The 19,727-nt window shown below is 73.1% G+C and carries 19 protein-coding genes and 2 pseudogenes; 17 read left to right on the forward strand and 4 right to left on the reverse strand.

Annotated features, from left to right (window positions below):
- Nucleotides 1-93: 93 nt before the first annotated feature.
- Complete coding sequence (locus tag ABTZ03_RS40240; protein WP_350518195.1) at nucleotides 94-1,437, reverse strand: amidase; 1,344 nt, start codon at nucleotides 1,435-1,437, stop codon at nucleotides 94-96.
- A 25-nt stretch (nucleotides 1,438-1,462) separates the two neighbouring features.
- Nucleotides 1,463-1,681 (reverse strand): hypothetical protein, encoded by a 219-nt coding sequence (locus tag ABTZ03_RS40245; RefSeq protein ID WP_350518196.1) that lies wholly within the window; start codon nucleotides 1,679-1,681, stop codon nucleotides 1,463-1,465.
- Between the two features lie 196 nt (nucleotides 1,682-1,877).
- Here ABTZ03_RS40245 and ABTZ03_RS40250 point away from each other — a divergent pair, with 196 nt between their 5' ends.
- From ABTZ03_RS40250 to ABTZ03_RS40275, 6 genes are all read left to right on the forward strand, one after another.
- The gene (locus tag ABTZ03_RS40250) at nucleotides 1,878-2,360 is read left to right on the forward strand and encodes a hypothetical protein (RefSeq protein WP_350518197.1); all 483 of its coding nucleotides are present in this window, start codon (nucleotides 1,878-1,880) and stop codon (nucleotides 2,358-2,360) included.
- Nucleotides 2,357-2,845, forward strand: coding sequence for an LAETG motif-containing sortase-dependent surface protein (locus ABTZ03_RS40255; protein ID WP_350518198.1), 489 nt, complete (start codon nucleotides 2,357-2,359; stop codon nucleotides 2,843-2,845). The genes ABTZ03_RS40250 and ABTZ03_RS40255 overlap by 4 nt, the downstream gene beginning before the upstream one ends.
- A 97-nt stretch (nucleotides 2,846-2,942) precedes the next feature.
- Entirely contained in the window at nucleotides 2,943-3,731 is a 789-nt protein-coding gene (locus ABTZ03_RS40260; RefSeq protein WP_350518199.1) for an LPXTG cell wall anchor domain-containing protein, read from the forward strand.
- A gap of 502 nt (nucleotides 3,732-4,233) precedes the next feature.
- Complete coding sequence (locus tag ABTZ03_RS40265) at nucleotides 4,234-4,548, forward strand: hypothetical protein (protein ID WP_350518200.1); 315 nt, start codon at nucleotides 4,234-4,236, stop codon at nucleotides 4,546-4,548.
- Complete coding sequence (locus ABTZ03_RS40270) at nucleotides 4,548-5,954, forward strand: hypothetical protein (protein ID WP_350518201.1); 1,407 nt, start codon at nucleotides 4,548-4,550, stop codon at nucleotides 5,952-5,954. The genes ABTZ03_RS40265 and ABTZ03_RS40270 overlap by 1 nt, the downstream gene beginning before the upstream one ends.
- 113 nt (nucleotides 5,955-6,067) lie before the next feature.
- Nucleotides 6,068-6,760, forward strand: a complete 693-nt coding sequence (locus ABTZ03_RS40275; RefSeq protein WP_350518202.1) for a hypothetical protein — start codon at nucleotides 6,068-6,070, stop codon at nucleotides 6,758-6,760.
- A gap of 333 nt (nucleotides 6,761-7,093) precedes the next feature.
- Here ABTZ03_RS40275 and ABTZ03_RS40280 read toward each other — a convergent pair.
- A pseudogene (locus ABTZ03_RS40280) lies at nucleotides 7,094-7,601 on the reverse strand (DUF3631 domain-containing protein); the annotation flags it as partial.
- On the opposite strand from ABTZ03_RS40280, the pseudogene ABTZ03_RS40285 reads away from it, so the two are divergent.
- Nucleotides 7,593-7,760, forward strand: a pseudogene (locus ABTZ03_RS40285) (site-specific integrase); the annotation flags it as partial. The pseudogenes ABTZ03_RS40280 and ABTZ03_RS40285 overlap by 9 nt on opposite strands.
- A gap of 69 nt (nucleotides 7,761-7,829) precedes the next feature.
- On the opposite strand, the gene ABTZ03_RS40290 reads toward ABTZ03_RS40285, so the two are convergent.
- On the reverse strand, nucleotides 7,830-8,471 hold the full coding sequence (locus ABTZ03_RS40290) for an ATP-binding protein (RefSeq protein ID WP_350518203.1): 642 nt from the start codon (nucleotides 8,469-8,471) through the stop codon (nucleotides 7,830-7,832).
- 229 nt (nucleotides 8,472-8,700) lie between these two features.
- Here ABTZ03_RS40290 and ABTZ03_RS40295 point away from each other — a divergent pair, with 229 nt between their 5' ends.
- From ABTZ03_RS40295 to ABTZ03_RS40340, 10 genes are all read left to right on the forward strand, one after another.
- Nucleotides 8,701-9,510 carry a hypothetical protein gene (locus tag ABTZ03_RS40295; protein WP_350518204.1) on the forward strand — a complete coding sequence of 270 codons (810 nt, stop codon included), beginning with the start codon at nucleotides 8,701-8,703 and terminating at the stop codon, nucleotides 9,508-9,510.
- A gap of 225 nt (nucleotides 9,511-9,735) precedes the next feature.
- A complete protein-coding gene (locus tag ABTZ03_RS40300; protein WP_350518205.1) occupies nucleotides 9,736-10,488 on the forward strand; it encodes a YcnI family copper-binding membrane protein in 753 nt (250 codons plus the stop codon).
- A gap of 72 nt (nucleotides 10,489-10,560) precedes the next feature.
- The gene (locus ABTZ03_RS40305) at nucleotides 10,561-11,241 is read left to right on the forward strand and encodes an SCO family protein (protein ID WP_350518206.1); all 681 of its coding nucleotides are present in this window, start codon (nucleotides 10,561-10,563) and stop codon (nucleotides 11,239-11,241) included.
- Nucleotides 11,238-11,747 carry a copper chaperone PCu(A)C gene (locus tag ABTZ03_RS40310; RefSeq protein ID WP_350518207.1) on the forward strand — a complete coding sequence of 170 codons (510 nt, stop codon included), beginning with the start codon at nucleotides 11,238-11,240 and terminating at the stop codon, nucleotides 11,745-11,747. Before ABTZ03_RS40305 ends, ABTZ03_RS40310 begins: the two co-directional genes overlap by 4 nt.
- 13 nt (nucleotides 11,748-11,760) lie before the next feature.
- Complete coding sequence (locus tag ABTZ03_RS40315) at nucleotides 11,761-13,872, forward strand: copper resistance protein CopC (protein ID WP_350518208.1); 2,112 nt, start codon at nucleotides 11,761-11,763, stop codon at nucleotides 13,870-13,872.
- A gap of 5 nt (nucleotides 13,873-13,877) precedes the next feature.
- The gene (gene efeB / locus ABTZ03_RS40320; protein WP_502894750.1) at nucleotides 13,878-15,236 is read left to right on the forward strand and encodes an iron uptake transporter deferrochelatase/peroxidase subunit; all 1,359 of its coding nucleotides are present in this window, start codon (nucleotides 13,878-13,880) and stop codon (nucleotides 15,234-15,236) included.
- Between the two features lie 183 nt (nucleotides 15,237-15,419).
- Nucleotides 15,420-16,355: a prephenate dehydratase gene (gene pheA, locus ABTZ03_RS40325; RefSeq protein WP_350518209.1), complete on the forward strand. Its 936-nt coding sequence runs from the start codon at nucleotides 15,420-15,422 to the stop codon at nucleotides 16,353-16,355.
- 517 nt (nucleotides 16,356-16,872) lie between these two features.
- Nucleotides 16,873-18,147 (forward strand): serine--tRNA ligase, encoded by a 1,275-nt coding sequence (gene serS, locus ABTZ03_RS40330; protein ID WP_350518210.1) that lies wholly within the window; start codon nucleotides 16,873-16,875, stop codon nucleotides 18,145-18,147.
- Nucleotides 18,144-18,980 (forward strand): HAD family hydrolase, encoded by an 837-nt coding sequence (locus tag ABTZ03_RS40335; RefSeq protein WP_350518211.1) that lies wholly within the window; start codon nucleotides 18,144-18,146, stop codon nucleotides 18,978-18,980. The genes serS and ABTZ03_RS40335 overlap by 4 nt, the downstream gene beginning before the upstream one ends.
- Nucleotides 18,981-19,019: 39 nt before the next feature.
- On the forward strand, nucleotides 19,020-19,673 hold the full coding sequence (locus ABTZ03_RS40340; protein WP_350518212.1) for a hypothetical protein: 654 nt from the start codon (nucleotides 19,020-19,022) through the stop codon (nucleotides 19,671-19,673).
- The last annotated feature ends 54 nt before the right edge of the window (nucleotides 19,674-19,727 follow it).

Consider the following 19,727-nt stretch of genomic DNA (forward strand, 5'->3'; position numbering starts at 1 on the left):
AGACACACATGCCGGTGATCTTCGCGGGTCCCCAGACCGCGAAGATCACCGGCATGCATCACGCCACGGAGTTGATCACTTACCCAACACTTTCTAAGGCCTCGCCAACACCCGTTCCACCGAAGCCGCTCGGGCCAACAGGCGCTCGTCCTCGCCCGCCGCGCCGACCAGCTGGAGACCGAGCGGCAGCCCGTCCGGGGTCCGCCCGGCCGGCAGGCTCAGCGCGGGCAGGCCGAGGAAGCTCCACGGCAGCGACATCACCGCGTCCCCGGTGCCGTGCAGCCCCTCCGGCGCGCCGCCGGTCGCGGACGGCGCCAGCCACAGGTCCACCCCGGCCGCGCCCGCCGCCGCGGCCACCCGCTCGCGCAACCGCTCCCGGAACTGCAGCGCGGAGGCCCGGTCCTCGGCCGCCACCCCCTGGCCGACCCGGATGCTCGCCACCGTCTCCGGCCGGTACAGGCCGCCGAACCGGGCGAACCAGTCGGCGTGGCTGCGGGCCAGCTCGAACCGGTTGATCGTCTGCAACTGCCGGGTGACCTCGGCGAAGTCGGGGAACAGCGGCACCCGGCGCACCGTCACCCCGGCCCGCTCCAGCCGCGTCAGCTGCTCCTCGAAGGCGCGTCGCGCGGCCGGTTCGGCCCGCTCCAGGTACGGACCGTCCGGCACCCCGCACACCGGCGCCGACCCGGCCCCCGCACCGTCGCCGCCCCCATCGACCCCCGCGTCCCCGGCGCTCCGCCAGTCGTCGCAGAGCAGCGAAGCCGCCAGCGCCGCGCCCGCCAGGTCGGCGGTGAACACACCCAGGGTGTCGAAGCTCGGCGCGTTCGGGATCACGCCCGCGACCGGGATCCGCCCGTACGTCGGCCGGAACCCCACTACCCCGCAGTACGCGGCCGGCCGGATCACCGACCCGACCGTCTGGGTGCCGATCGCCAGCGGCACCAGCCCGGCCGCGACCGCCGCCGCCGAACCGCTGCTGGAGCCGCCCGGGGTGTGCCCGGGGCGGTGCGGATTGCGGGTCGGGCCCGGGGCGCTGGCGGCGAACTCGGCGGTTACCGTCTTGCCCGCGACCAGCGCCCCGGCCGCCAGCAGCCGGTCCACCACCGCGGCCTGCGGCCCCGCCAGCACCCCCGGCGGCAGCGCCGACCCGCCGTGCGTGGGCAGCCCGTCCACGTGCACGATGTCCTTGACCCCCACCGCCACCCCGTACAGTGGCGGCCGCCCGGTCGGCTCCGGGTACCGTGCGGTCAACTCCCGCGCCCGCGCCCGCAATCGGCGGTGTCGACCGGGCTCCGGGACGAAGGCGTGCAGCAGCGGGTCCACCCGCTCGACCAGCGCGCAGAGCCGGTCGACGTACTCGGACAGCCCGGGCGCGCCGGAGCGCAGCCCGGCGGCCTCCGCGGTCAGCGACCGGGGCCGGACCAGAGGTTCCTCCATGCCGAGCACGGTAGCGCCCGGCCGCTCACTGGTGCTCGGCCGACAGGTACGGCGCCTCGCGCAGGAAGTACGCCCCGCAGGTGTGGCAGCACAGCTCCGGGGTCCGTCCCCAGTCCGTCGCCTCCCGTACCGGCGCCCCGGGATCGAGCTCCCGGCCGCACATCGCGACGCTCTGCTCACCCCGGACCACGTGCCACAGCCGCACCCCGCCGGCCGCCCCGCCGGCGCCGAACTCGGCTCGCATCTGGTGCATCATGCCCCCCATCGTCCGACCGCCCCCGGACCCCGGCAACCGGAGGCCGGGACGCCCCGCTCCCCCGGTCCGGACGCCGGCACCCCACCCCGGTAAGGTACGCGGGCGAACCAGCGCCGACGGCCTTGGCCGAAGCCTCAAGTCGCCTGAAACCACCCGCATTTCGCCCATATATGGAGCTTCTTCCGTGCGCTCTTCCCGCCTTCTCGCCGCCTCCACGCTGGCGGCCCTCACCCTGTGCGCCACGGCCGGCGCCGCCACCGCGAGCGCCGTCGGAATCACCTCCTCGCCGAGCCCGAGCCCGAGCCCGACCGCCACCGCGCCGAGCACCACCCCGAGCACCACCCCGCCGAGCACCACCGCCCCCGGCACCCCGGCGCCGACCACCCCGGCCAAGCCGACGAACCTGCCCACCGCCCCGACCCCGACCCCGACCGACGGCACCTGCAAGGGCTCCCTCCTGCGGCCCCTCAAGGTCACCGGCACCGGCCTCGCCAACACCACCCTGGTCAAGGGCGGCCCGGCGCAGGAGACCACGGTGACCTTCGAGAACACCACCCCGGTCGACCTCAAGAAGTTCGACACCTACTTCTTCTTCACCGACGTGTCGGAGACCGAGCCCGTGATCAACCCGGTCACCTGGGCAAGGAGTCCTTCACCATCCAGGTGAAGCTGCCCGGCGGGGGCTGGAAGACGCCCGAGGCGAGCACCGTCACCGGGAACATGTCCTACCTGAAGGTGGACCTCGGCGAGTACAAGATCGCCAAGGGTGGGAAGCTCACCCTCCAGGTGCGCCTCGCGGCCACCGACAAGGCCGTCACCGCCCGCTACTTCGCCCAGCTGAGCGGTTCCTCCGAGTTCTTCGAGGGCAAGAACCTGCCGGGCGCCCCCACCAACGGCAGCTGCGTGTCGTACACCGGCGACTACCGCGTCGACGACCTCTTCAAGGTGGTCGACGCCGGATCGACCGCCCCGGCCACCGGCACCGCCGTCCCGGCCGCCGTCTCCACCTCCCCCGCGGCCGGCCCGCACCTGGCCGAGACCGGCGCCGACTCCAACACCCTGCCGATCGCCCTCGGCGGTGCCGCGGTGCTGGCGGCCGGCGCCGGTACCCTGTTCGTCCTGCGCCGCCGCAAGGCCGGCGCGCACGGCTGACCCTCCGCCAAATGAACCCAGGGGCGCGGACAACCGTTCGCGCCCCTCGGTGGTCTTCCCCGGAGAGCGCACCCCGACCGACCGCTGGAGTCCACCGATGCGTCCCGCCCGTCTCCCCGCCGCCTGCACCCTGCTCGTGCTCACCGTCGGTCCGGTCGCCCTCGCCACGGCCCCCGCACTCGCCGCCGAGAGCCCTTCGGCCGCCCCGAGCGCGACAGCCACCACGAGCGCCGCCGAGACCCCGTCGCCGACCCCGACCCCCTCGGTCACGCCGACCGGCACCGGCCCGACGGGCACCGCGAGCCCCACCGGCCCCAGCAGCGAATGCCCCGAAGGCACCACCGAGGACCCCCTGCCGGTCACCGGCAGGGGGTCCTCGGGCGAACTCGCCGTCACCTTCACCAACGACACCACCGCGACGGCCAAGCAGTTCGCCGCCGCCGTCGCCCTCGCCGACGGCGGCAGCGGTCTCCCCCTGGAACTCCGCGCGGGAGCCGGCGCCTGGAAGCCCCTCACCGCCACCGGCACCCCGGCCGACGCCGGCACCTACCAGCTCCCCCAGGGCCAGAAGCTCACCCTCACGGTGCGCCTCGCCCCCGGCGCCCCGCACGGTGCCCACCGCCTCACCTTCACGGCCAGGTCCGAGATCCTCCCCAGCGGCTCCGCCCCGGCGCGGAAGTACACCTGCCCGCGGCTCACCGCCACCTACACCGGCACCCTCGGCCCCTCCGCCGACCACTCCCCGACCTCGACCCCGGCCCCCGCCCACCTCGCGGACACCGGCGCCGGCACCGCCACCCGTCCCCTCGCCATCGCCGGCACCACCGCCCTCGTCCTCGGCACCGGCCTGCTCCTCCTCACCCGCCGCCGCCCCACCACCGACTGACCGCCGAGCGACCGACCGCCGCCCCCGCTACGACGCCGCCCGCAGCAGCGCGTCGTCGTGCCACTTGGGGGTCTTTTGACCCCCGCAAGCCCGTGGTCTGCGGGTTCGACCGGAAAAGTGCCACCGACCAGGCGAAACTATCTTCAGTAGTTCGCACTGGTCAGCGGCACTTTGGGCCCTCATGTGCCCCGGATGTGCCCTGCGGGTCACAGTCACCGTCCTACCTGGTGACACCTGCGACAACTCGCGCGGTTCGATCCCGCAGTACGCGGACTCGCTGGGGGGCCGGCGCCCATCATGATCGGCACGACAAAAGCTTCTGATGCCACATCAGGTGGCTCCAGGCGTTTCGCGCTCTCTCCCCATCACCGGCTGGCACCGGACCCCTGGGGCTCGCATGGCAGGTAACGAAGATCAATCGACGATGCCCCCTACGACTTCTAGGTTTCCACCGAACGGAATCAGGGGAAACGCCGAAGATCGGTGCAGGGGAGGGGCCGGGATGGGGTACGAAACACGCATCGATGCCGCTTCTGTCATCAGGGCGGCATCCGATGCGCACGTGGCCACCGAGAACAGCCGTCAGGGCATGCTGCTGAAAGACGCCTCCGCAGCAGGGGCCGGCCACCCTGGGTGGAAGGCCTCAACGGCCAGTAGTGCCTGCGTCACGGCGTGGCGGGAGCGGCTTCACAGGGAGGCCGACGAAGTGGAAGCGGCGGCGAAGGCGTTGGCCTCCTCCGCGAACAGCTACGTCACCACGGACAGGGCCGTGGCCGGCTCCCTTACGGAGGACGCCACCTGGCTGAAGGGGGTCTGATGCTCACCGTCGACGCCCTGAACCGGGCAGACGCCCAGCTCTGGCGGCACGCCGGCGACGATGCGGCGAACACGGCCAAGCACTGTGAGCACGTGGCCTCCGTCGCCCGCGACGAGGTCGCCCGGACGCTCGGCAGCGCGTGGAGCAGTCCCGCAGGCGACTCCGCCCGCGCGCGCTTCGCACGCCACGCCGAGACTTACGAGGCCGCCGCGATGGCCATGCGCGCGATTGCCCGGACCTACGACGGGCTCGCCAAAGCCATCGAGACGAGCCGGCTCACGTTGCACAGCGCGCTCGACTACGCAAGCCGCAACCAACTGAAGGTCAACCAGGACGGCTCCGTGTACACGGACCCGGTCGCCCAAACGCCGGAGGCCGCGGCTGCGCTCCAGGACGCGATCAAGCAAACCGAGGAGATGATCACCTCGGTTTTGCAGGCCGCCACGGCCGCGGACTCGGCCGCCGCCGACGAACTGCGAACACTCGCGGGCCTCGTCAACGTCGAGGATCCGAAGGCCGTACGCGACCTGCTGAGCGGAGACGGCAACAGCGCCCTCGCGGTCGCCTTGCGCCTGCAAGGCGGCGCGTCCGGCCTGCACGGGATCAACGTCTCCCCAGCCCAGATCGAGGCCGCACGTAAGGCCTCGGCGGAGACCGGTATGAGCTTCGACCTCATCCTCGCCATCATGTGGCAGGAACAGCAGTGGTACCAGAACTACGAGCCCAACCTGGACGGCCCGCTCACTGCGGCCGGGCGGCGGGCAAACTGGGCGGGCGAGGAGACCTTCAAACCGGACAAGTCCCTGGGCATCACGCATATGAAGCTGGCGACCGCTCGCGGTGTCATCCAGGACTTCCCCGGCAGCTTCCCCAGCCTGGGAGGACTGTCCGACTCCCAACTCGCCAAGTACATCGAGGAGAACCCCAACGAAGACGTGCGACTCAGCGCGTACTACATGAAGCAGCTCCAGAAGAATCCGCACGGCGCGACGAGCGACAAGCAGCTGTTCATGCTGTACGCGGCCGATACGGAGCAGGTGCGGGACTCCAACGCCAAGTACGGTGACGACAGTTCTCAGCGCGGAGCCGCGATCAAGTCCCGGGCGGACAACTGGGACCAGCTCCAGCAGGGGCTCAGGGACGCGGACGCCTGGAACGGCCTGCCGGAGAGCGAGCGCCGGAAGGCACTCGACACCCTCGCCGCACAGACCCCATACGATCGCAAGGTGGACCTCAATCCGCTCTACTCAGGTGCCGACGTTTCCTCCAGCACGTACGGGACCGGTCCGTTGCCTCCGAACCGGGCGCAGTTCCCGCCGACGCCGACTCCCGAGTCGCCCGTGAAACCCGCGCCGACCGTGCCGGCGCCGAGCCCGGGTCCGCAGCCGACTCCCCCGGCGAAGTGAACGGGTTCTCGCGCCGAGTCCGGTGGGGGTTGGTGACAGCGGCGGCTCTGGCCTCACTGGCCGCTTGCGGCGGCGGCCCGCCGCCGCAAGTACCGCTGCCCTCCGAGGTGCCCGTGACTTCTCCGTACGGCACGGCCGGCGAGCTGGTCTCCGCACTCGGCCGTGCCGGCATCCCCTGCTCGGTCACGGTCAGCAACACGCGCCAGAACGGGAGTTCCGATGCCGACTGCACGGCGGCGATCAACGGTGTCCCGTTCGAGAACGAGATCAGCGTCTTCGGGCCACCGGTGACTCGGGAGGAGATCGGCACGTCCGTCGACCACCGGCGTGGCGAGGGGCAGACGCTCGTCGCCGCCGGGAGCTGGTATGTCTATGTGCGGAATCCGGTATTCGCACCGCAGATCGCGAAAGCCCTGGACGGAGTCGTGCTGCCGGGGAAAGAGATCCCGGTCCGCTCGTACTCGCTACCCGCCATCCCCGCCTCACCGCGCTTCGACACCGTCCAGCAGCTGGCGGAGGCGCTCGACGGGGCGGCCGGGTGCACCGACCGACAGGAGAGCGGATCTGGACAGCTGACCTGCCGGACGGGCACCAAGATCGGCCGGACACCCAACTGCGCCACGCTGCAGCTTCACTCGGACGAAGCGGCCCGAAACAAGGCAATCAGCACCGAGATCTCCCACCCCGACGTGCCAGCCTCGCTGGTGACGGCGGGAAACTGGACGGTCAATCTGTGCGACTACTCGCTGGCGAACCAGGTGGCCCGCGCGCTGGGCGGGGTGGTGGTCGCGTACGACGGGAAGTGACAGCCGCCCGAGGACGGCCAGATCCTGGATGCCATGCAACTCGCATGGCAGGCATCATCTTTGCCCAGGTAACCGACCAGTTGGCGGCATAGATCGTAACAAGCCCCCGTCCGTCACATGCTGCTACCCGACGCTGCCACGCAGGTACGCCCCGGTACCGCTGCCCTGGCCGCCAGCAGGGCCGCACACGTCCGCGCGGCGCCACGAGCCGTCGAGAGGGCACCGCTTCCGACCGCGACCGGACGCGCGCCGAGGCCCGCGCAGGTGCGGCAGATGCCCGGCCGCGGGACCGGGTCGTGGCACTTTCTCCGCCCACGGCGCCTCCTCCAACGCCCGCATTCGGACGACCACCGAGCGGTCCATGATCGTGTCCGGGAGGTCGCCGAGCCCGGCCAGGGCGGCCATCGCGAAGGTCGGGAACTTGCCCGGCTTCATGTCCGGCCCGTTGCCGACCATGCGGACCGCCGGGCGGTTGCGCTGGTGGCCGGCGTTGAGCACGCCGCGCAGTTCCCTCGTTCCGCTCGGCGGCCTTCGACGTGCCGAACAGCGTGTCGGCCTCGTCTACCAGCAGGGTCGGCGGGTCCTCGGTGATCGAGCGGAAGACGGCGGGCAGGCTGGCGTTCACAGTGATGAGCGGGTCGTGGACCGTCTCGGTGACGACGTCCAGCAGTCGCGACTTGCCGCAGCGCTTGGCTGGACCGACCACCGCCAGCCGGGGCGCGTGCTGCCATGCCGGCTGTCCGTGCGTGGCCGCCACCCACCGCGTCACCGCGTCCAGCGCGTGCGAGGACGGCAGCACCACGTACCGGGCGAGAAGGCGCTGGCGGCCTAGCTCGGCCACAGCGCCCCGGGCTTCACGCTCCGGACGTACACCCACCTGATGCCGACGAGCGGGTCGCGGACCCGCTCCGCGATCGACAGGGTGCTTCCTGGCGCAGGGGCGGGGCACTCCGCGTCGAAATCCGAGGGCATCTGCCCCACGTGTGCCCTGGCAGCCTGATCTCCACCTCGTACTCACCGCGACCCGGGCCTCGACAGCGGCCACCCACGCAGGTCAGGGGTGCCAGTGCTACGACGCCGCGCGGAGCAGGGCGTCGTCCTGCCACTTGAGGATCTTGTCGAAGCTGACGATGGCCCCGCGGAGCGGGTGGTTGCGGAGCTGGACGTGGTCGGTGAGGGCGTGGATGAGGAAGAGGCCCCGGCCGGATTCGGCGGTGAGGTCGGGCAGGGTGTCGAGGTCGACCGGGCGCAGGGTGGGGGCCTGGGGCCGGCAGGGGAGGACGTGGGTGTCGTACGGGTGGCCGTCGCGGCGGGGGCGGTGGGCGCTGAGCACGCGGACCGGGACGGTGGCGCGGGCCCGGCGGGAGCGGCGGGGCGCGCGGCCGGCCGTGGTGGGGCGGGCGGCCGGGAGCGGGGTGGCCGGGCGCCGGGCGGGCGGGGCGCTGGGGCCGGGCAGGCCCGGGCCGGAGTCGGTGACCTCGATCCGCAGGCGGTCGCCGCTGATCGAGGCGGTGACCTGGAAGCCCTCGTCGGGGCGGCCGGTGGCGCCGTGTTCCACGGCGTTGGCGCAGGCCTCGGTGAGGGCGACGCCGAGGTCGTCGGCGATCTGCGGGTCGACGCCCGCGGTCGCCATGGCACCGAGCAGGATGCGCCGGGCCAGCGGGACGCTGGCCGGGTCGCGCTTGAGGTGCAGAGTCCACCAGATGTCCACGGGAGGTCCCTCCTGGCTGCGGCTCCACATACAACTAGGTATCTCCGGGCGATTCGGCGGTGAACCGTGCCCGGGGGCGGCTACCGCCCGTTCGGCGGATGGACTGGGGACGGGGTCTGTGCCGAGCGGCGCGCTCCTCCTCCTGCACGCCGCCGCCGAACGGGGCATTCGTAGGGATTTCCCACCCTGCCCGTGTCGGCGCTGTACGCGATGAGATGATGGCCCGGCCATGACTGCCCTCCCCGCCGCCCCGTTCCAGGGCACCCCTGCACCGGTTCGGCCGGTCCGGGCTGCCGCCTGGGACCTGCGGCTCGCCCGGGCGGTCCCGTTCGCGCTGGTCTGCACGCTGATAGCGGCCGCCGGGCACGCCCTGGCGGGTGGCGGCGACGTGCCGCCGGCCGCGCTGGCGACGGGTTTCGCCGGGGTGCTGGTGTTCGCGGTGGCGTGCGGCGGACGGGAGCGTTCGCTGGCGGGCATCGCCGGGGCGCTGGGGGCGGGGCAGCTCGGTCTGCACTGCCTCTTCCACGGTTTCAGCGCCTTCACCGGCTCCGGCATGCGGCACGGCTCGATGTCGATGCCGCAGGCGGCCGGCCGGCTGATCTGCAACGAGGCCCGGCCCGGCACGCTGGTCGGCCTGCCCGGGGGCACCTCGCCGGAGCAGCTGGTCTCCTCGGCGGGCCTGGACCCGCACGCGTACGCCGGCGCGCCCTGGTGGCAGGGCGGCGTGCTGGGGATGACGCCGTCGATGCTGGCCGGGCACCTGGCGGCCGCGCTGGTGGCGGGCTGGTGGCTGCGGCGCGGCGAGGCCGCGCTGTGGCGGCTGGTGCGGGTGGCCGCCTCGGCGGCCCGGGAGCACTGGGCGGCGCCGCTGCGGTCGGCGCTGGTGCTGGTGGCCGCGCTGCTGCGCGGTCTGTTCGGCGTGGCCGGTCCGGTCCGCCGGTTCGGGGCGGGCGACGGCGGGAGCCGGCTGTCCGCGGGTGCGGTGCTGCGGCACAGCGTGGTGCGGCGCGGGCCGCCGTGCGGGGCCTTCGCGTACTGACCCGGCGTTCCCCCGTACCCGACGAGCGGTACCGGTCGACCCGGTGACGTGCGCGGTGTCCGGGCCGTTCCCGTCCGCCCACGGCGACGGCGGCCCCGGGTTCCTGCCCCACCCACGTCCCCCCACATCCGCACGCGCGGCCCCGCCGAGGCACCCGGCACGGATTCCCCGTCGCCCGGTCCGCCCGGTGGTGCGGCCGCCGAGCTCCGATCGGAGACCCCTTTCATGCGTACTCTCACCGCCCGTCGTACCGCCGCCGTCGCCCTGACCGCCGCCGCCTCGGTGGTGGCGCTGGCCGGCCCCGCCTTCGCGCACGTGACCGTGAACCCGGGCTCGGCCGCCCAGGGCGGCTACACCGCCGTCGACTTCCGGGTGCCGAACGAGAGCGACACCGCGAGCACGGTGAAGCTGGAGGTCAACCTGCCGCTGGACCACCCGCTGGCCTCGGTCCGCACCCTGCCCCTGCCGGGCTGGTCCGCCGCGGTCGAGAAGTCCAAGCTGGACAAGCCGATCAAGGTGCACGGCAGCGACGTCACCGAGGCCGTCTCCAAGATCACCTGGACCGCCGACGCGGGCACCAAGATCGCCCCCGGCCAGTTCCAGGAGTTCCGGCTCTCGCTCGGCCCGCTGCCGACCGACGCCGACAGCATGGAGTTCAAGGCGCTGCAGACCTACGACAACGGCGACGTGGTCCGCTGGATCGACGAGTCCAAGGACGGCCAGCCCGAGCCGGCCCACCCGGCCCCGGTCCTGAAGCTCACCAAGGCCGCCGCCGGTGACGGCCACGGCGTCACCGCCTCCCCGGCCGCCGGTGCCCACGGGGACAGCTCCGACCACGCGGCCGCCGCGGCCGGCGACGGCAAGTCCAGCGACGACACCGCCCGCACCCTCGGTGTGATCGGCATCGTGGTCGGCGTGATCGGCACCGCCGTCGGCGTACTCGGCCTGCGCCGCCGGAACAGCGGCTCCGCCTCCTGACCCCCGCGCCGACGGGGCCACCGCGACCACGGTGGCCCCGTCGGCGGTCCACCGCGCCCGATCGGATCCACCATGCACCGCACCACCCGTACCGCCCGCACCACCCGGCTGGCCGGCGCGGCCGCGCTCGCGCTGGCCGCCGCCCTGACCCTCTCCGCCTGCGGCTCCTCCGGCGGCGGCTCCTCCTCCGCCGCCAAGGTCGTCCAGCAGAAGGACGACACCCCGTACCAGGGCACCAAGCTGGCGAAGAACTTCGAGAAGCCGGACCTCCAGCTGACCGACACCTCCGGCCAGCCGTACGACCTGCGGCAGCAGACCGACGGCAAGGCGACCCTGCTGTTCTTCGGCTACACCAGCTGCCCGGACGTCTGCCCGACCACCATGGGCGACATCGGCGTCGCGATGAAGGCGCTGCCCGCCGAGGAGCGGAAGAAGATCAACGTCGTCTTCGTCTCCACCGACCCCCAGCGCGACACCCCCAAGGTGCTGCGCAGCTGGCTGGACTCGATGGGCACCGACTTCATAGGCCTCACCGGCGACCTGGAGAAGGTGAAGACCGCCGCCAAGTCGCTCGGCATCATGATCGAGGACCCGGTGGTCAACGCGGACGGGACGGTCACCTCCACCCACGGCGCCCAGGTGCTGGCCTTCCTCCCCTCGGACGACAAGGCGCACGTGCTCTACATGAGCGGCACCGAGGAGAAGACCTACGAGCACGACCTGCCGCTGCTCGCCAAGGGGGTCGCGGCGTGAACTCCGCGACGACGGGGGCCCGGCGCTTCCGCCGCTCGGCCCTGCTGGGCGCCGTGGTCGCCACCGCGCTGGGCGGCGGCGCGATACTCGCCGCCTGCGGGAGCGGCGGCCAGGGCGGCGGCGCGGACGCCGGCGGGCCGGCCAGGCTGAGCGTGGCCGACTCCTACATCCCGCTGCCCCCGGCCGGCGGGATGGGGGCCGGCTACCTGACCGTCCGCAACGACGGCGGGGCCGACGAGCTGGTCAAGGTGACCAGCCCGGCCGCCGAGTCGGTCACCATGCACCGCTCCACCGCGTCGACCATGGAACAGGTCACCAGCCTGGACGTGCCCGCGCACGGCGCGCTGCAGCTCGCCCGCGGCGGCACCCATCTGATGATCATGGGATGGCAGAAGGCCCCCGCCCTGGGCGACGAGCTGGAGTTCGACCTGACCTTCGCCAAGTCCGGCACCATCTCCGTCAAGGTGCCGGTCAAGGAGCTCACCTACCGCCCAGGCCAGAGTTAGGGGACCCGCCAGCATGGAGAAGGCCTCGCACCGCAGACTCCCGCACCGCGGCACCACCGGTGCCGTGTCCACCGCCGGTGTCGTGTCCACCACCGGTGCCGTGTCCACCGGCGCCGCCCGCCGGATCACCCGCCGCCGAATCGCCGGACTCCTCGGGACGCTCGGCGCGCTGCTCGCGCTGATGCTGGCCGGCGCCGGCCCGGCCGCCGCGCACGCCACCCTGGACGCCACCGACCCGGCGCAGAACTCGGTGGTCGCCACCGCCCCGGCGGCGGTGACCCTGACGTTCAGCGAGACCGTCTCGCTGTCCAGTGACTCGGTCCGGGTGCTCGACCCGGCCGGCAAGCCCGTGGACACCGGCAACCCGGCGCACGCCGACGGCAAGGGCAACACCGCCCGGGTCGGCCTGAACAGCGGGCTCGCCAACGGCACGTACACCGTCGCCTGGCGGGCCGTCTCCGAGGACTCCCACCCGGTCGGCGGGGCCTTCACCTTCTCCATCGGCGCCCCCTCGGACACCTCGGTGTCCACCACCGCGCTGCAGGGCGCCAAGGCCGACACCCTGGTCGCCGCCCTGTACGGGACCGGACGCACCGTCGCCTACGCGGCGTTCGCCCTGCTCGCCGGGGTCGCCGCCTTCGTGCTGATCTGCTGGCCGGCCGGCGCCACCCGGCGCCCGGTGCAGCGGCTGCTGATGACCGGCTGGACGGCGCTGCTGGCCTCGACCGTCGCGGTGCTGCTGCTGCGCGGCCCGTACGAGCGCGGCTCGGGCATCGGGCAGACCCTCGACCTGTCGCTGGTGCGCAGCACCCTGGACGAGCGGATCGGCACCGCGCTGGCCGCCCGACTGCTGCTGCTCGCGGCGGCCGGGATCTTCCTGTCGCTGCTGGTCGGGCAGTTGGGCCAGCCGCCGAAGCCGGTCGCCCCGGCCCCCGCGGAGCACCAGGACGCGAAGCACCAGGACGGGGAACACCAGGACGAGGACGCCGAGGCCGCCGAGCTGCGCGAGCTGGAGCAGCGGGCCGTCGAGCGGCCGCAGCGCGAGGCCCGGCTCGGCCTGGGCGTGGCCGGACTGCTGCTGGCGGTGGCGCTCTCCGCGACCTGGGTCGGCGCCGACCACGCCTCGGTGGGCATCCAGGTCTGGCTGGCGCTGCCGTTCGGCATCCTGCACCTGATCGCGATGGCGCTCTGGCTGGGCGGGCTGGCCTCGCTGCTGGTCGCACTGCGCGAGGGCGTCGGCGCCGAGGTGGTCGACCGCTTCTCCAGGATCGCCTTCGGCTCGGTGGCCGTCCTGGTCGTCACCGGCGTCTACCAGTCCTGGCGGGGCCTGGGCAGCTGGAGCGCGCTGACCGACACCGAGTACGGGAAGCTCCTGCTGGTGAAGACCGGCTGCGTGGTCGTGATGCTGGGCGTCGCCTGGATGTCCCGCAGCTGGCTGGCCCGGCTGCGCTCGGCCCCGACCGAGGCGGCGGAGGTCGAGCGGGCCGAGGTGCCCGAGCCGGTCGGTGCCGTCGCGCAGAGCGCGGACCCGGTCCGGCAGGCCCAGTTGGACCGGCAGTTGGCCGCCACGCGCAGCGCCGGCCGCGAGCGCGGGCTGACCCCGACCCGGGCCGGGCTGCGCCGCTCGGTGCTGGTCGAGGCGCTGGTCGCGGTGGCGGTGCTGGTGGTCACCACGATGCTCACCAACTCCCCGCCCGGACGGGTGGCCGGCGAGATCAAGGCGGCCGGTGGCACCGGCGCCGGGAACGCCGCCCCGGCCGCGCCGCAGACCGAGCCGGACCGCACGGTGGAGCTCAAGCTGCCGTACGACACCAAGGGCCGGACGCCGAACGCCAAGGGCACCGCGACCGTCACCCTCAACCCGGCCCGGACCGGCCCGAACGAGGTCAAGCTCGCGCTGGACGGTACGGACGGCAAGCCGGTGGACGTCCCCGAGGTGCAGCTCGCCTTCACCCTGCCGGACCGCGACCTCGGCCCACTGCCGGTCGCGCTCACCCCGGAGGGCACCGGCCGCTGGAGCGGCACCACCCAACTCCCGCTGGCCGGAACCTGGGTGGTCTCGGTGCAGATCCGCTCCTCGGACATCGACCAGACCACCCCGACCCAGCAGTTCAAGATCGGGTGAGCGCGGTGGAGAACAGCGCAGTGGAGAACGGCGCAGTGGAGAACGGCTCAGTGGAGAACAGCACGGCGGAGAGCGCAGTGCAGAACAGTCCGGCGGAGGACGACGGCGCCGGCCCGGCCGGCTTCACCCGGCGGGCGCTGCTCGGCACGGCCGGCGCCGGACTGCTGGTCGGCGCCGGCGCGGGCGTGGCCGGGGCGGTCGCCTACGACCGGTCCGACCCGTCCGACCGTACGGCCGCGGACGACCGGGCGGCCGGCGCGCTCGGCACCGGCCGGGTGCCGTTCCGGGCCGAGCACCAGGCCGGCATCCTCGAACCCCAGCAGGCCCGGGTCCAGTTGGCCGCCTTCGACCTGGCCGACGGGGCCGGCCGGGACGGGCTGCGCACCCTGCTGCAGCACTGGACCAAGGCGGTCGACCGGCTGACCACCGGGCAGCCGGCCGAGGAGTTCGACAACCAGGTCGCCCTGGACGCCGGGCCCTGCTCGCTCACCGTCACGGTCGGCTTCGGCGCCACGCTCTTCGACAAGGCCGGGCTGACCGACCGCCGCCCGGCGGCGCTCGAACCGCTGCCCGCCTTCACCGGCGACGCGCTGGACCCGGCCCGCGGCGACGGCGACCTGTTCGTCCAGATCGGCGCCGACGACGCGCTGGTCGCGGTGCACGCCCTGCGGACCCTGCAGAAGCTGGCGGCCGGCACGGCGACGCCGCGCTGGCAGTCGGCCGGCTTCGCCCGGACCCCCGGCGCGACCGCCCGCCCGATGACCGGCCGCAACCTGATGGGCCAGATCGACGGCACCAACAACCCCAAGCCGGGCGAGGACGGCTTCGCCGCCAAGGTGTTCTGCACCGCCGGCGGGGACCAGCCGGCCTGGCTGGCCGGGGGCTCGTACCTGGTGTTCCGACGGATCCGGATGCTGCTGGACCACTGGGAGGAGCTGCCGGTGGAGCGTCAGGAGCGGGTGATCGGGCGGCGCAAGTCGGACGGTTCGCCGCTGAGCGCACCGGCCGGCTCGGGCGAGGGCACCGCGGTGGACCTCGCCGCCCAGGGCCCGGACGGCGGGGTGGCGGTCCCCGCCGACGCGCACGTCCGGGTGGCCGCCCCGGCGAGCAACGGCGGGGCGGCGATGCTGCGGCGCGGCTTCTCGTACCACGACGGGGCGCTGCCGGACGGCTCGCCGGACGCCGGTCTGCTCTTCCTCGCCTTCCAGGCCGACCCCCGCCGGGGCTTCACCCCGGTGCAGCGCAAGCTCTCCCGGGGCGACGGGCTGTCCCGCTTCCTCCGGCACGAGGCGAGCGGGCTGTACGCGGTACCGCCGGGGGTGCCCGCCGGGGGCTACCTCGGGCAGCAGCTGCTGGAGGGGTAGCCCCACCCGCGCCGCAAGGCACGGTTCGGACGGCACGGTTCGGACAGCACGGTTCGGATAGCACGCTCCGGACCCCGCGGTCCCGGCTTCTGGAACGCTCCCCGGCCGGGACCGCGGAATCGTTATGGTGACTGCTTCGGCACCACCCCGCTCATGCAGCACCCCATTCCCCACGGAGGCGTCATGTCGGCCACCCGCTACACCTACCTCGGCCCGGCCGGCACCTTCACCGAGGCGGCGCTGCACACGCTGCCCGAGGCGGCCACCCGGGAGCTGGTGCCGCTGTCCTCGGTGGCGCTGGCGCTGGACGCGGTGCGCGGCGGGGAGGCCGCCGGGGCGTTCGTGCCGATCGAGAACTCGGTCGAGGGCGCGGTCACCGCGACCAACGACGAACTGGCCGCCGGCGCACCGCTGATGATCTACCGCGAGGTGCTGCTGCCGATCACCTTCGCGCTGCTGGTGCGGCCGGGCACCGAGCTGTCCGGGGTCAAGACGGTGACCAGCCACCCGGTGGCCCAGCCGCAGGTGCGCAAGTGGCTGGCCGCCAACCTGCCGGACGCGGTCTGGGAGTCCGCCGCCTCCAACGCGGACGGCGCCCGGCTGGTCGCCGAGGGCCGGTACGACGGGGCGTTCGCGGGCGAGTTCGCGGCGCCGATCTACGGGCTGGACCCGCTGGTCAAGGAGATCGCCGACGCCCAGAGCGCGACCACCCGCTTCGTGCTGGTCGGCCGCCCGGGCCGGGTCTCCTCGCCGACCGGGACGGACAAGACCTCGATGGTGGTCTGGCTGCCGGACGACCACCCGGGTGCGCTGCTGGAGCTGCTGCAGGAGTTCGCGGTGCGCGGGGTGAACCTGATGCGGATCGAGTCCCGGCCGACCGGGGAGGGGCTGGGCAGCTACTGCTTCCTGATCGACTGCGAGGGGCACCTGTCCGAGCGGCGGGTGGCCGAGGCGATGATGGGCCTCAAGCGGATCTGCCCGCAGGTTCGGTTCCTGGGTTCCTATCCGCGCGCCGACCGGCAGGCCTCCAAGCACCGTCGGCCGGGGACTTCGGACGAGGATTTCACCGCGGCCGCGGACTGGCTGTCGCGCGCGCTCGACGGGCGCGGGGACATCTGAGCGCCACTTTCCGTCCTTCTGACCTTTTCCGACCGTTATCGACCGCGCCGATCAAGTGCGGCGGGTGACCGCACCGTCATCCACAGGAACGTCCGGGTCCGGGGGCCGCTGTCCACAGGCCTCCCCGCTGTCCACAGCCGAAAGTTATCCACAGGTCTGGGGATGAGTCGACAAACCGGTATAGCCATTGCGCAGAACTGGTCGGACCATCGGTTTGCGTCGCAGAGATGACTAATCGGACCAGAGTCACCCGCTTGCCTGCAAATCACCCGTGCGAGTGCTTCAATTCCCTCACCCGAGAAGGTTCATTGAGGTTTGAAACCTCAATTCCCTGGTTCCGACCGGCGGCCGTGGATCACTCCCGCTCATCCACAGCCCCTGGGCCACGCCTGTGGATAACCCGCCTCCGACCCGGGCCCCGCCGGTTCCCCGCCGGAGTTATCCACAGGACGCGGCGAGTTATCCCCAGGGAAAACCGGTACTGGTGGAGGAACGCCCGCCCGGTACGCTTGGGCCTGTGATTGACCTTCGCCTGCTCCGTGAGGACCCTGACCGAGTGCGCGCCTCGCAGCGCGTCCGTGGCGAGGACGTCGACGTGGTCGACGCCCTCCTCTCCGCCGACGAACGGCGCCGGTCCTCGGGCAGCCGCTTCGACGAACTGCGCAACGAGCAGCGAGTGCTCGGCAAGCAGGTCGCCCAGGCCAAGGGCGACGAGAAGACCGCCCTGCTGCAGCGCACCAAGGAACTGGCCGCCGAGGTCAAGGCCGCGGACGCCGAGCAGAGCGCGGCCAAGGAGGAGGCGGACCGCCTGCTCCGCTCCCTGGCGAACCTCATCGACCCGGCCGCCCCGGTCGGCGGCGAGGAGGACTTCGTCACCCTGGAGGAGATCGGCACCCCGCGCGACTTCGCCGCCGAGGGCTTCGAGCCCCGCGACCACGTCGAGCTCGGCCAGCTGCTGGGCGCGATCGACACCGAGCGCGGCGCCAAGGTCGCCGGTGCCCGCTCCTACTACCTGACCGGTCCCGGCGCGCTGCTGGAGCTCGCCCTGGTCAACATGGCGATCGCCCAGGCCACCGCGGCCGGCTTCATCCCGATGATCACCCCGGCCCTGGTCCGCCCGGCCGCCATGGACGGCACCGGCTTCCTCGGCCAGGCCGCCGAGAACGTGTACCACCTCCCCGAGGAGGACAAGTACCTGGTCGGCACCAGCGAGGTCCCGCTGGCGGCGTACCACATGGACGAGATCATCGAGGCCGACAAGCTGCCGCTGCGCTACGCCGGTTACTCGTCCTGCTTCCGCCGCGAGGCCGGCACCTACGGCAAGGACACCCGCGGGATCATCCGGGTCCACCAGTTCGAGAAGGTGGAGATGTTCGTCTTCACCACGCCCGAGGACGCGGAGAACGAGCACCGCCGCCTGCTCCAGTGGGAGAAGGACTTCCTCAACGCGCTGGAGCTGCCCTACCGGGTGATCGACGTCGCCTCCGGCGACCTCGGCTCCTCGGCGGTCCGCAAGTTCGACATCGAGGCCTGGATCCCGACCCAGGGCAAGTACCGCGAGGTCACCTCGACCTCCAACACCACCGAGTACCAGGCCCGCCGGCTGTCGATCCGGATGCGCGAGGAGGGCAAGACCCGCCCGCTCGCCACCCTGAACGGCACCCTGGTCGCCGTCCCGCGCACCATCGTGGCGATCCTGGAGAACCACCAGCAGGCCGACGGCTCGGTCGTCGTGCCCGAGGCGCTGCGGCCCTACCTCGGCGGGCGGACCGTCCTCGAGCCGGTCAAGTGACCTCCACCGCACGGCCCGTCGGCGGCGACCTGCCCTACCGGCTGGTCGCCACCGACCTCGACGGCACGCTGCTGACCAGCGCGGAGACCGTCTCCGAGCGCACCCGCGCCGCCCTGGCCACGGCCACCGGCGCGGGCGCGCTGCACATCATCGTGACCGGCCGCTCGGCCGTCTGGGCCCGCCCGGTCTTCGACGAGATCGGCTACACCGGGATAGCGGTCTGCGGCCAGGGCGCCCAGGTCTACGACGCCGGCGCGCACAAGCTGCTCACCTCGCTCACCCTGGACCGCCGGCTGGCCGCCCTCGCCATCGAGAAGATCGAGGCCGAGACCGGTCCGCTGGCCGTCGCCGCCAACCAGGACGGCCTGGACGGCCAGGTGCTGGCCGGACCGGGCTACGAGCTGCTGATCGGCTCCGACCTGCCGGTCGTCCGGGTCGGACGCGGCGAACTGCTGGGCTCCCCGATCAGCAAGCTCTACATCCAGCACCCCGGTCTGACCGACGACGCCCTCGCCGAGGCCGCCCGCCGCGTCGCCGGCGACCTGGTCGGCGTGGTGATGGCCGGGGCCGGCGTGGTCGAGCTGCTGCCGCTGGGGCTGTCCAAGGCCACCGGCCTGGCCGTCGCGGCCCGCCGCCTCGGCGTGCGCGCCGCCGACACCATCGCCTTCGGCGACATGCCCAACGACGTGCCGATGTTCGGCTGGGCGGCGCACGGCGTGGCCATGGCCGGCGCGCACGAGGAACTGCTCGCGGTCGCCGACGAGGTCACCGCGGGCAACGACGAGGACGGCGTCGCGGTCGTCCTGGAACGGCTCTTCCCGGCCCTGTCCTAGATCGTTCGGGGACGCTGGAGTCCCCGCTTGGGGGATCGCATGCTGTCGTCAAGTTCCGTACGGGCCAAGGCCGTTGCGGCCGCTGTCGCGGTCGCCGCGCTGTCTGCGGGGTGCACCTCGTCGAAGCACGCCGACGGCGCGGCCGCCTCGGCGCCGGCCACCGCCGGGTCGGCCGGCTCCCAGGGACCGCAGCCCGCCCGGCAGTTCACCCTGCCCGCACCGACCTGCGGGCCGGCCGGGGACGGCGGCGACCCGGTCTCCACCGGCACCACGCTCCGGGCGGTGCAGAACTCCGTCACCCAGTGGTCGTACCGGAAGGGCTCCGACCGCACCCTGATCAGCGGCGAGGAGAAGAGCGGCCCCGGACCGGGCCTGGAGTACCGGATCACCGACTGCGCCACGGACCGGGCGCCGATGCTCATGATCATGGGCGTGATGACACGGACCATGAGCGAGGTCGACTCCCCGCCCGGGACCCTCGCCGAGTGCGCCACCCGCACCCCGGAGGCGCTGTACACGTGGCCGATGACACCGCTGCCGGTCGACGACCTGATCGGCAAGCGGCTCTGCTTCAGCGACCACGACGACAACGCCTACTACTTCCGGATCGAGGCGGCCGGGCCGCCGAACGCCGCCGGCGCCCCCGACCTGAAGGTCACCGTCGTCGCCTACGGGACGCCGTCCACCGAATGAGGGCCTGCCGAGGCAGTTGTAGGATGACCGGGCAATCGGTTGTAGGATGACCGA

The sequence above is a fragment of the Kitasatospora sp. NPDC096077 genome, from assembly GCF_040303245.1.
In the GTDB taxonomy this organism is placed as follows: Bacteria; Actinomycetota; Actinomycetes; order Streptomycetales; family Streptomycetaceae; genus Kitasatospora.

Bases quoted from the DNA above. Each gene is read 5' to 3' on its own strand.
- ABTZ03_RS40240 (WP_350518195.1), bottom strand. From the start codon at position 1,437: ATGGAGGAACCTCTGGTCCGGCCCCGGTCGCTGACCGCGGAGGCCGCC.
- ABTZ03_RS40245 (WP_350518196.1), bottom strand. From the start codon at position 1,681: ATGCGAGCCGAGTTCGGCGCCGGCGGGGCGGCCGGCGGGGTGCGGCTG.
- ABTZ03_RS40260 (WP_350518199.1), top strand. From the start codon at position 2,943: ATGCGTCCCGCCCGTCTCCCCGCCGCCTGCACCCTGCTCGTGCTCACC.
- ABTZ03_RS40265 (WP_350518200.1), top strand. From the start codon at position 4,234: ATGGGGTACGAAACACGCATCGATGCCGCTTCTGTCATCAGGGCGGCA.
- ABTZ03_RS40270 (WP_350518201.1), top strand. From the start codon at position 4,548: ATGCTCACCGTCGACGCCCTGAACCGGGCAGACGCCCAGCTCTGGCGG.
- ABTZ03_RS40295 (WP_350518204.1), top strand. From the start codon at position 8,701: ATGACTGCCCTCCCCGCCGCCCCGTTCCAGGGCACCCCTGCACCGGTT.
- ABTZ03_RS40300 (WP_350518205.1), top strand. From the start codon at position 9,736: ATGCGTACTCTCACCGCCCGTCGTACCGCCGCCGTCGCCCTGACCGCC.
- ABTZ03_RS40305 (WP_350518206.1), top strand. From the start codon at position 10,561: ATGCACCGCACCACCCGTACCGCCCGCACCACCCGGCTGGCCGGCGCG.
- ABTZ03_RS40315 (WP_350518208.1), top strand. From the start codon at position 11,761: ATGGAGAAGGCCTCGCACCGCAGACTCCCGCACCGCGGCACCACCGGT.
- pheA (WP_350518209.1), top strand. From the start codon at position 15,420: ATGTCGGCCACCCGCTACACCTACCTCGGCCCGGCCGGCACCTTCACC.
- ABTZ03_RS40340 (WP_350518212.1), top strand. From the start codon at position 19,020: ATGCTGTCGTCAAGTTCCGTACGGGCCAAGGCCGTTGCGGCCGCTGTC.